Raw genomic sequence first — 8,775 nt, 5'->3', positions numbered from 1 at the left:
TTCTGCGGAATGTCGCGGATCGCCGTATCGGTGCGCGTTGCCTGCCGGCCACTCTCGGCAACATAGCCGTTCTGAACAAGCGTATCGTCGCTTTCCGCCTCGAGCACGAGGGTCCCAAGATCAACCCCGGCGCTATCCTGCGCCATGGCGCTCGTCGCGAGAAGTGTGGTCCACGCCGCTCCAAGACCGGCGAGCAGGGCAATTCGAGAAACAACCATGGGAGCCTCCATCCTGGTGGCCCTGGCTGTTTCATGGCTAAGGCATCCTTACTCGCTTCTTGACAGTTTTTATCGGATAACTTCAATCCACCTGCCCAGATGACGACCAATTGAGGCAAGGCGTTTGTATCTTTGTGGCAACAGGTCGTTCGCAGGGGGGCTCTGGCCCGCCGTTCCGTTTCCCAAGCGGCGCGATCGGTAGCGGGCCGCCGAACTTCCGGCATGCGCGGCAAGATGACCAATCGCGCTGATGTCTTTAAGGCGCGTCTTGGCGTCCGACGTAGCGCCGTGACCGAACCGCCATAGGCTCTCGATTTAATAGCGCGCCATCATATCCATGACTTGGGGCAGGTGACGCGCAGGGGGCGGGGAGGGGCTTGCCATTCCCAAGTCGTTTTGTCAGGAAGCCGTGGAGCGCCAGCCGGTTCCCGCCATGCAAGCCCGACCTCATGTGCATCGACTTGCAGGAGACCGGATCGGCCGGCCTCCCGCCTTTTCGAGCCGCGTGGGGGCCGTCCGATCCCGCATGTGAAAGGCTTGCCATGATATTCCCCGAACGCCCGAGCCGACGCTGCGAACCGATCCGTCCGCAGCACGATCTGCGCGGGGCCGCGACGCTCGATCCGGCTCTGCATTGCGTGCTGACCATCGCGCGGCTTCAGTTCCAGAGCTTTGCCACGCCCGAAAGCGAAGGCTGGACCTGCGCGCTGCCCCATGCCGACCGGCTGTTCGGGCGCGAGGTTGCGCCGGGGCTCGTCTGCGGGGTCCAGCGCGCCGTGCAGGAAATGCGGCTCGCCCGGAAGAGCGTCTTCGAGTTCTCGAACCCGGGGTGCCGCCGTTGCGCGGCGCGGATCAGCGGCCATGAGCGCCTGCTTCTGAACATCGTGCGCGCCATGATGTGCGGGCGACCGCAGGATGCCGAGGCCCATGCCATGTTGCTGTGCGAAGGCAATGACACCAGCGCCTTCCTTGCAGAGGTCTCGTCGCTGGCAATGGGCCTGCGGTCGCTGCGCCCGGCGGTCATCGACCTGTAAGGCGGCAAGGCGGACTCACTCGTCTTAGGGCCCGGTTCCCGCGACAGGGCCTGGGCGCTAAGGGTCTGAGCTGTCGGGCCCTAGACCACCAAGACACCGCGAACGCCTGCGAGAGGGGGATAGCGTCTCCGGCGCAGCGGGTTGATTAAGGGTGTGTCCGCAAACCGTGTTGGTCCGCTATGCGGGACAGAGCGGAGGTTCTCCTTTCTCCGCTCCCCGCATTACACGACCCGTACTCCTGCTAACTTCTCTCCTCGATGATATCGGTCTGCACACCTACCAGGATTAGCGTGTTATCATGGTCAAGAAAGGTCTTCTCGTCCGGAAACACCTTCCGCTTGTAGGTCTCGGACCCGAGCACAGCCCTCATGCCTGCGGGGCTGTCGAACCAGATCTCGGCGGTGCCGTCGAAGTTGGCCTGCGGGACGGGAAAGTCGCCCACGGCCGGGTGGGTCTGGATGTAGCGCAGCACATGGGTCTGCGCTTCGGGGATCGAGCGGAACAGCGGACCATGCGTTTCGCGATGGTGGCGCACGAAAGTGGCGTGGTCGATCTTGGGCTTGCGCTTGAGCAGCATCGTCATCTTGATCATTGCAGCGGTCCTTCAGGGTTTTGGAGTCCAGCGGGGGGCCGGGGCGTCCGCGGGCAGGTCGATACCGCCGGGATAGGTCAGCAATTCGAACAGCGTGCCCCAGGGCGCGCGGCCATAGATGCCTGCGTTGCCCTCCTTGTCCTCGTTGTTGGCCAGCGGATGCGGGCCCTTCAGCAGCATGCCGCCGGCGCGGGTAAAGGCCGCGCAGGCCGCGTCGATGTCGTCAACGTAAAGGCCGAGGTGCGTGAGCCCCATGTCCTGGAGGCAAGCAGGGTCGGACTGGGCCCCGTCCTTCATTCGGAAAAGTTCCAGGCACGGCCCGTTGCCGATCCGCAGCAGGCGCATGTGGGTGATCCGCGTGCCGGGGGCAAGACCAAGCTCTGCCTGCGGCCCTTCGCCTTCCATGTCCGGCCCGTCCGCGGGCAGCACATCGTAAAGCGTGACGGCTCCGAAAGCTTCGGCAAGGAAGCGGGTCGCCGCATCAATGTCGGGGACGGTGAGGCCCGCATGATCGACGCCACGCACACCCTGGGCCGCGAACGTCTCCTCGGCTAAGCGGGTAAGGTCGGTCACGGTCGACGCACCTCCGGTCACCACTTCAGAAAGTGCCGCGTTAAATTCCTGGGTGTGGGGCTGATCGAGATGCGCCTCGAAGGCTGCGTCGTCGCGGTACTCCTCGAGCATCACCACCGCACCGCCGTGTTCGGTGAAGGCCTCGAAGCGGATGTTGCCCGCCTCGCAGCGGACCTGTCCGACCAGTGTTTCGACCAGCGTTGCGAGCCTGTCGGCTTGTCCGGCCTTTGGCGTAGCCCTTGCGATCAGTGTGCGTGTCATGGGTGTCTCCTTATTGCGATGCCGCGCTGCGGCAGTCACAGGGGCAACCGTCGCAAAGCGAGGCGTGTTCCGGAAAATCCGGGAATGACGGGGTGATCGGGCTAGTTTTCCGGGAAAATTCATTCATGTGGAAAAAGGCGCTGAGCCCATGAAGTCGTGACGATCGACGCAGCCACGCGCAGCAATCGGAGATTGATCCCGGCGCATTACCTGCTCCGGCAGGCATGGCCAAGAGACTCCGACCCGGCGGCCACTCGTGGTCGCGATTTATTCGTTGGCGTGTCTTGGTTGTTGTAGATACATAAACTATATTGAGGATGTAGGATGCGCTCATGATGATCGTCTGGGACGAGCCAAAGCGATTGGTCAATCTGGCCAAGCATGGGCTCGATTTTTCCGACTTGGACGAGGCGTTCTTTCTGTCCTCGTTGGTCGTTCCGGCGAAGGAAAACCGTCAAATCGCGATGGGAAGGCTTGCGGATGGAACCATCGCAGTCGTTTTCGCTATTCTGGGAAGCGAGGGCGTTTCGGTCATCTCGATGCGCCCTTCAAGCCGGAGGGAAAGGGAACTTCTATGACCAAGAAGCCACTTAGTGAAGCCGAGGTGCAAGCTATGATCGCCAGCGATCCCGATGCTCCCGAGGCAACGGATGCGCAGCTCGCGCAGGCAAAGCCCTTCACCGAAGCATTTCCGGCGCTGGCCGAGAAGATGCGCAAGAGTGCAGGCGGGCGTCCGAAGGCGGCGAACCCGAAGGTCGCGATCTCCTTGCGCCTGGATCCTGAAGTCGTGGCGCGCTTCAAGGCAGATGGCCCGGGGTGGCAGACGCGGATGAACGAGGCATTGCGACACGCTGCCGGGCTTAGCTGAGCGATTATTCGGCGCCATGGGCATCTTGCATGCCCTGCGGGCCGGGACATACCAATGTCTGCGGGTGTCTATGCGGGCAGTTCTTTGCCAGCGTAGGTGCGATGTGGACCAACAAGGAAAAGGTGAAGCTCTCCGGGGTGGGCAATCCGGAAATTCCGGTGACGTCCCAGGGCGTGGTGTAGCTTTCGGTGGCCATCGGGTTTCTCGGTAGGGTCGGGTTGCTGAGCCAACCTGAACCGAGGGATAGACCCGATGACCAAACCCATGATGGACCTGTGTGCGCTGGTAGAGAAGAGCGCCGATGCCGACCTGCTTCGCGAGATGATCGGCTTTGCTGCCGAACGGCTGATGGAGTTGGAGGTCGGCGCCAAGACCGGTGCTGACTATGGTGAGAAGAACAGCGAGCGCCTGGCGCAGCGCAACGGGTATCGCGATCGGGACTGGCAGACCCGGGCCGGCAGCGTCGAACTGCGCATCCCGCGCCTGCGCACCGGCTCCTATTTCCCCTCGTTCCTCGAGCCGCGGCGCTCTGTTGAGAAGGCCCTGACGGCCGTGATCCAGGAGGCTTATGTCCATGGCGTTTCGACGCGGTCGATGGATGACCTCGTGCAGGCCATGGGCGGGACCGGCATCTCGAAGAGCCAGGTCAGCCGGCTCTGCGAAGAAATCGACGAGCGTGTGGACGCCTTTCTGACACGGCCGATCGAGGGCGAATGGCCCTACCTCTGGATCGATGCCACCTATCTCAAGGTGCGCCAGGGCGGCCGGATCGTATCGGTTGCGGTCACGCTCGCGGTGGGCGTCAACACCGACGGCAGGCGCGAAGTGCTGGGCATGGCGATCGGTGCCTCCGAGGTCGAACCCTTTTGGACCGAGTTTCTGCGCGACCTCGTGCGCCGTGGCCTCAGCGGCGTGAAGCTTGTGATCAGCGATGCGCATGAGGGCATCAAGGCCGCTACCGCCCGCGTCCTGTCCACGACCTGGCAGCGCTGCCGCGTCCACTTCCAGCGCAATGCGCTCGCCCATGCGGGCAAGAGCAGCCGCAGGGTAGTCTCAGCCTTTATCGCCACCGCCTTTGCGCAGCCCGACCATGCCGCGGCCAAGACCCAGTGGCGGCTGGTAGCGGACCAGATGCGGCCCAAGCTGCCGAAACTGGCCACGCTCATGGATACGGCGGAGGAAGACGTGCTGGCCTACATGACCTTCCCGGCCCAGCATCGCGCGAAGTTGCATTCCACGAATCCAATTGAGCGCCTGAACGGTGAGATCAAGCGACGCACGGACGTCGTCGGCATCTTCCCCAACGAAGCCTCGATCCGGAGATTGGTAGGGGCAATCCTGATGGAGCAGACCGAGGAATGGACCGTCCAGCGCGGCCGTTACATGACACTGGAAACGCTCACGCCGGTCTGCGATGATGTCGTGGTCAGCCTGCCTGCAGCGCAGAGCGACTGACCAGCTCGGCCCGACAGTGAGCGCGAGGCCCATGAGGAGCTACACCACTTCCCGGGACATCATCGAAATTCCGGGTGCCGACGGCCGCCGCGGTGTCGCGGATGTTGTCGCCTTGGGCAATCCCGATCCGACAATCCCGGCGCTTGCAAGGCGTAAAGCTGCGACAAGCAAGATCGACAGGCATCGTCACTTTGGCCCGGGTTCTTGCCTCGCATCGACGCGTTCACGGCCCTCGGGCGAGGTCTTCGGATCCACGTGCTCGAGAAAGTACAGCCGGGCCTTCTCGGTGAGCCCGTACCGGCTGATGTAATCCGCGAGCACGTCGCTCAAGGAGACTGCATTGTCCATACGGTTTGTCCTCCCTTTCGGCTGATCATGCAGTAGAGGGATGAACAGAGAGTTAAATGCGCGATAGGTGTCGAGGTATTTCTGTGCCGTCTTCAGCGAGGCAACCCAAGATCACTCTCGTCGGCGTGTGCATCGGAGGCAGCACGGTTCTGTTGAGACGGCGCGAACGACAATGTGAGGGTGTAAGCTGGATGCGGGAGTGCGGCGACCCCAAGGGAGGAGGAGAGGGGCCGCCGCTGAAATGCGGGGCTCAGGGAGGAGGAGAGAGCCCGGCAAATTCCGCCAGCACAGTTTCGTGCTGTGATGGCTAGTTAGGAATTGCCGCGGCTCAGCGCAAGCTTCCCTGGCGCAAAGCTGTCCTGCGCAAGATGCATGGGAGTTTCGGTGCCTACCATGCTGATATTACTCGAGCTTCGGCCGCGGTCTCGAAACCTTGCGTACCGGCCCCGCTCGCGATCAGCCTGTCTGTTCGGATCGCGGACGCGGACCCGGTTGACGGGTATGCGGCATACGCATGCTGCTTCTTATTGAGAAGTTTCCATTTCGCCCATAGATGGGACGCAGGGTTCGGATTTGAGCTGAAAAGCTCACCTTTCCCTACCTCCCTGTTGGACTTCGGCCGAGCTTGTCTCGGCCATTTTTTTGTCTGCAGGCTTTTTCCTGCGGCGATCTCAGTGGTGCCGCAGCGCCTGACGCGCCAGCGCGGCGATCAGGTCGGTGCGCGTGACGATGCCGACGATGCGTCCGCGCTCCAGCACCGGGATGGCATCGACGTTCCCATCCGCCATCATCGGCAGCAGCGCGGCGACAGGGGAGGCGCGCGTCGCGCGCGGGCCGGCGACCTTCATGATGTCCGAGGCGGTCACCGCCGTCTCGCGGCCTAGATCGACGAGCCGCCGGAAGGCGGGCAGGAAGCCCCGCTCAAGCCGCTGCGCATCCTCGCGGGCGCGGGTGATCAGGTGGATCTGGAAGATCACCCCAAGAAACCTTTGCTCGGGCCCGACCACTGGCAGCGAGGTGAACCGATGCCGCCGGAACAGGTCCGCGACCTCGGCGAGGCTCGTGCCGCCACCAACAGTGATCAGATCGCGTGACATGATGTCTTCGGCATTGAGCGGGCCTGCGTGGTGGCTCGCGGCTTGCAGTTCGGCAGCGCCGATGAGCCGGGCCAGATCCTTGACCCCGAGGTTGAACGACTGCCGGTAACGTTCCAGCAGCCTCGAGAGCTCGGCTTCCGAGAGCCCGAGGCGCTCGGAGGGATCGCGGTTCCCGGTTCCGTGCCGGCTGGGGGCGTCGAACTGCCGGAACGGGTAGTGCCGCCCGGTGAGCTTTGCGTAGAGCGCGGCGAGGACGACCAGCGCGCCGGTGCCTGCGGCGATCGGGGTCAGGGCGAACCAGAAGCCGAGATGGTCGATGGCCTCGGGGCTCATGGCGGCGGTCATCGCCACCGCCCCCGCCGGCGGATGCACCGCGCGGCACAAGATCGTCGCGGTGATCGCGAGGCCCACGGCGAGCGCGATGCGTAACGCCGGATCTGCGACCAGAAGGCAGGTCGCAACGCCCACCAGCGCCGCCACGGTATTGCCGACGATGGCGGACCAAGGCTGGGCGAGGGGGCTGTTGGGCACCGCGAAGAGCAGCACCGAGGTCGCGCCGAAGGGCGCGACGAGATAGAGCCCGAGGCTCAGGTCCACTTGCGGCGAGAGCAGGAAGAGCCCGGTGACGCCGAGCCCGAGCAGCGCGCCGACGCCTGCGCGGAGCGCTTCGCGGAGGGAAACGCGCGCCACGGCCGGCCCGAGGGAGCGGAGGATCTGCATGGGGAACTGCCTTCTATGCCTGCCGCGCAAAAATTCAGCATTCTGCGAAAAGTTCAACCATATGCCTGCGCGAAGAAGACGATGGTGGTGACCAGCCCGACGGTGACGATGAAGGTCCGCAGCAGCGAGAGGTCCTGCACCTTGCGGGCCATATGCGCGCCAACGTAGCCGCCTGCGGCGCAGCCAAGGCCGGTGACGACCAGCGCGCTCCAGTCGATCAGCCCGGCAAGGCTATAGGTGACGACCGAGACAGCCGACAGCACCAGCGAGGCCAGCGTCTTCAGTCCGTTCATTTGGTGCAGGTCGCTTATGCCGATGAGCCCGAAGGCGGCCAGCAGCAGGATCCCGAGCCCGCCGTTGAAATAGCCGCCATAGATCGAGACGAGCAGCAGCAGCGTCAGCGAGATGGCATCGGGCAGGTGACGCCCCGAGGCGAGCAACCCGCGCAGCAGCGCGGGACCAGCGGCAAAGGCCAGCGTGGCGAGCGACGAGCAGCAGCCAGGGAATGACGCCTGCGAAAAGATCTTCAGGTGTGACCAGCAGCAGAAGCGCGCCGAGGATCCCGCCAAGGATGGAGGTTGCGACGAGTGCGCGCAGGCTCGGCCCGTCGCCCGCCTCAATGTCACGGCGATAGGCCCAGGTGCTTCCGGCATAGCCGGGCAGGGCGGCGAAAGTGGCGGTGGCATTGGCCATGACCGGCGGCACGCCGACCCAGACCAGCGCCGGAAAGGTCAGGAAGGTGCCGCCGCCCGCGATGGCGTTGAGCGCCCCCGCGCCGAAACCGGCAAGGGCGAGAATGGTCGTGGTCAGCATTTGGGTCCTCCTCTAGAGAGGCGAGGTGTTGCATGGGGGCAGATTGGCCTGCAAATTGGTCTGGCTGTCGGACGAAGGGGGAGCCATGGCATGGCATCGAAGCGGGGGCAGGTGGTCCTTTTGGATTTGCGCCGGCTGGTGGCTGGTCTGGCCACCGAGGTCGGCGCGCGCCTGGCGCCCGAGCGCGAGCTTGCGCGTCAGCTCGGCTGCAGCCGCGAGACGCTGCGCGGCGCGTTGCAGGTACTCGAGCGCGAGGGGGAGATCTGGCGGCATGTCGGGCAGGGCACCTTCTGCGGTCCGCGGCCACTCGGCCATCCGATCCGCGAGCAGATCATCGTACAGGGCGCCTCGCCGATGCAGCTCATGCAGGCGCGGCAGACAATCGAGCCTTCGGTGGCCGCCGAGGCGGCGCGGCTCGCCACTGCAGAGCAGGCCGCCTATCTGGCGGACCGATAGTGCCCCCGCGCGTGGTGTAGGAGCGTCGACCTTCGGAGAGGTCCGGGTCTGATCAGGATGCCACGGCGGGCAACCTGACGGTGGGATTGTCGGTGACGCGGGCCAGGGTTTCAAGGCTCATGTATCGCCGCGCCACTGCCCATTCATCGTTGGTTTCGAGCATCAGAGCGCCGACGAGGCGGATGATGGCGGCGTCGTTCGGGAAGATCCCGATGACATCCGCACGTCGCTTTACCTCTCGGTTCACCCGCTCCAGCGGGTTGGTCGAAGAGATCTGGGTCCAGTGCTCTCGAGGGAACGACATGTAGGCCAACACATCGTCGCGGGAGTTGTCCATCAG

General features: G+C 64.3%; 13 protein-coding genes and 1 pseudogene. 5 read left to right on the top strand and 9 right to left on the bottom strand.

Features of this window, described 5'->3' with window-relative positions; all coding sequences use genetic code 11:
- The coding region (locus G0D83_RS28010) for a hypothetical protein (RefSeq protein WP_164197780.1) at nucleotides 1-218 on the bottom strand (218 nt) is incomplete at its 3' end.
- A 542-nt stretch (nucleotides 219-760) separates the two neighbouring features.
- On the opposite strand from G0D83_RS28010, the gene G0D83_RS28005 reads away from it, so the two are divergent.
- Nucleotides 761-1,252, top strand: a complete 492-nt coding sequence (locus G0D83_RS28005) for a hypothetical protein (protein ID WP_235940147.1) — start codon at nucleotides 761-763, stop codon at nucleotides 1,250-1,252.
- Between the two features lie 241 nt (nucleotides 1,253-1,493).
- Here G0D83_RS28005 and G0D83_RS28000 read toward each other — a convergent pair whose 3' ends face one another.
- Together G0D83_RS28000 and G0D83_RS27995 are read right to left on the bottom strand one after the other, a co-directional pair.
- A complete protein-coding gene (locus G0D83_RS28000) occupies nucleotides 1,494-1,844 on the bottom strand; it encodes an EthD domain-containing protein (protein ID WP_164197779.1) in 351 nt (116 codons plus the stop codon).
- Nucleotides 1,845-1,856: 12 nt separating this feature from the next.
- Entirely contained in the window at nucleotides 1,857-2,678 is an 822-nt protein-coding gene (locus G0D83_RS27995; protein WP_203595674.1) for an antibiotic biosynthesis monooxygenase, read from the bottom strand.
- Between the two features lie 332 nt (nucleotides 2,679-3,010).
- Here G0D83_RS27995 and G0D83_RS27990 point away from each other — a divergent pair, with 332 nt between their 5' ends.
- On the top strand, nucleotides 3,011-3,256 hold the full coding sequence (locus G0D83_RS27990; RefSeq protein WP_164197778.1) for a BrnT family toxin: 246 nt from the start codon (nucleotides 3,011-3,013) through the stop codon (nucleotides 3,254-3,256).
- Nucleotides 3,253-3,546, top strand: coding sequence for a BrnA antitoxin family protein (locus tag G0D83_RS27985; RefSeq protein WP_203595027.1), 294 nt, complete (start codon nucleotides 3,253-3,255; stop codon nucleotides 3,544-3,546). The genes G0D83_RS27990 and G0D83_RS27985 overlap by 4 nt, the downstream gene beginning before the upstream one ends.
- A 4-nt stretch (nucleotides 3,547-3,550) precedes the next feature.
- Here the strand turns inward: G0D83_RS27985 and G0D83_RS27980 are convergent, their stop codons facing one another.
- Nucleotides 3,551-3,742 (bottom strand): hypothetical protein, encoded by a 192-nt coding sequence (locus tag G0D83_RS27980; RefSeq protein WP_164197777.1) that lies wholly within the window; start codon nucleotides 3,740-3,742, stop codon nucleotides 3,551-3,553.
- 56 nt (nucleotides 3,743-3,798) lie between these two features.
- On the opposite strand from G0D83_RS27980, the gene G0D83_RS27975 reads away from it, so the two are divergent.
- Nucleotides 3,799-5,001 (top strand): IS256 family transposase, encoded by a 1,203-nt coding sequence (locus tag G0D83_RS27975; protein WP_164197776.1) that lies wholly within the window; start codon nucleotides 3,799-3,801, stop codon nucleotides 4,999-5,001.
- Between the two features lie 186 nt (nucleotides 5,002-5,187).
- On the opposite strand, the gene G0D83_RS27970 is transcribed toward G0D83_RS27975, so the two are convergent.
- The 4 genes and pseudogenes from G0D83_RS27970 to G0D83_RS32890 all read right to left on the bottom strand — a co-directional run.
- Entirely contained in the window at nucleotides 5,188-5,349 is a 162-nt protein-coding gene (locus G0D83_RS27970) for a hypothetical protein (protein ID WP_164197775.1), read from the bottom strand.
- A gap of 671 nt (nucleotides 5,350-6,020) precedes the next feature.
- On the bottom strand, nucleotides 6,021-7,166 hold the full coding sequence (locus G0D83_RS27965) for an HPP family protein (RefSeq protein ID WP_164197774.1): 1,146 nt from the start codon (nucleotides 7,164-7,166) through the stop codon (nucleotides 6,021-6,023).
- A 53-nt stretch (nucleotides 7,167-7,219) separates the two neighbouring features.
- The gene (locus tag G0D83_RS27960) at nucleotides 7,220-7,819 is read right to left on the bottom strand and encodes a sulfite exporter TauE/SafE family protein (RefSeq protein WP_370457334.1); all 600 of its coding nucleotides are present in this window, start codon (nucleotides 7,817-7,819) and stop codon (nucleotides 7,220-7,222) included.
- Nucleotides 7,716-7,979, bottom strand: a pseudogene (locus tag G0D83_RS32890) (TSUP family transporter); the annotation flags it as partial. The gene G0D83_RS27960 and the pseudogene G0D83_RS32890, both read right to left, overlap by 104 nt.
- 90 nt (nucleotides 7,980-8,069) lie before the next feature.
- Between G0D83_RS32890 and G0D83_RS27955 the strand changes: the two are divergent.
- Nucleotides 8,070-8,435 (top strand): FadR/GntR family transcriptional regulator, encoded by a 366-nt coding sequence (locus G0D83_RS27955; RefSeq protein WP_164197773.1) that lies wholly within the window; start codon nucleotides 8,070-8,072, stop codon nucleotides 8,433-8,435.
- A 52-nt stretch (nucleotides 8,436-8,487) separates the two neighbouring features.
- Here the strand turns inward: G0D83_RS27955 and G0D83_RS27950 are convergent.
- The coding region (locus tag G0D83_RS27950) for a transposase (RefSeq protein ID WP_203595673.1) at nucleotides 8,488-8,775 on the bottom strand (288 nt) is incomplete at its 5' end.

It is taken from the genome of Salipiger sp. PrR003 (genome assembly GCF_010500785.1).
Taxonomy (GTDB): domain Bacteria; phylum Pseudomonadota; class Alphaproteobacteria; order Rhodobacterales; family Rhodobacteraceae; genus Salipiger; species Salipiger pacificus_A.
This window is presented reverse-complemented; position numbering and strand designations above follow the sequence as displayed.

Bases quoted from the DNA above. Each gene is read 5' to 3' on its own strand.
- G0D83_RS28000 (WP_164197779.1), bottom strand. From the start codon at position 1,844: ATGATCAAGATGACGATGCTGCTCAAGCGCAAGCCCAAGATCGACCAC.
- G0D83_RS27990 (WP_164197778.1), top strand. From the start codon at position 3,011: ATGATGATCGTCTGGGACGAGCCAAAGCGATTGGTCAATCTGGCCAAG.
- G0D83_RS27980 (WP_164197777.1), bottom strand. From the start codon at position 3,742: ATGGCCACCGAAAGCTACACCACGCCCTGGGACGTCACCGGAATTTCC.
- G0D83_RS27955 (WP_164197773.1), top strand. From the start codon at position 8,070: ATGGCATCGAAGCGGGGGCAGGTGGTCCTTTTGGATTTGCGCCGGCTG.
- G0D83_RS27995 (WP_203595674.1), bottom strand. From the start codon at position 2,678: ATGACACGCACACTGATCGCAAGGGCTACGCCAAAGGCCGGACAAGCC.
- G0D83_RS27970 (WP_164197775.1), bottom strand. From the start codon at position 5,349: ATGGACAATGCAGTCTCCTTGAGCGACGTGCTCGCGGATTACATCAGC.
- G0D83_RS27975 (WP_164197776.1), top strand. From the start codon at position 3,799: ATGACCAAACCCATGATGGACCTGTGTGCGCTGGTAGAGAAGAGCGCC.
- G0D83_RS28005 (WP_235940147.1), top strand. From the start codon at position 761: ATGATATTCCCCGAACGCCCGAGCCGACGCTGCGAACCGATCCGTCCG.
- G0D83_RS27985 (WP_203595027.1), top strand. From the start codon at position 3,253: ATGACCAAGAAGCCACTTAGTGAAGCCGAGGTGCAAGCTATGATCGCC.
- G0D83_RS27960 (WP_370457334.1), bottom strand. From the start codon at position 7,819: ATGCCGGAAGCACCTGGGCCTATCGCCGTGACATTGAGGCGGGCGACG.
- G0D83_RS27965 (WP_164197774.1), bottom strand. From the start codon at position 7,166: ATGCAGATCCTCCGCTCCCTCGGGCCGGCCGTGGCGCGCGTTTCCCTC.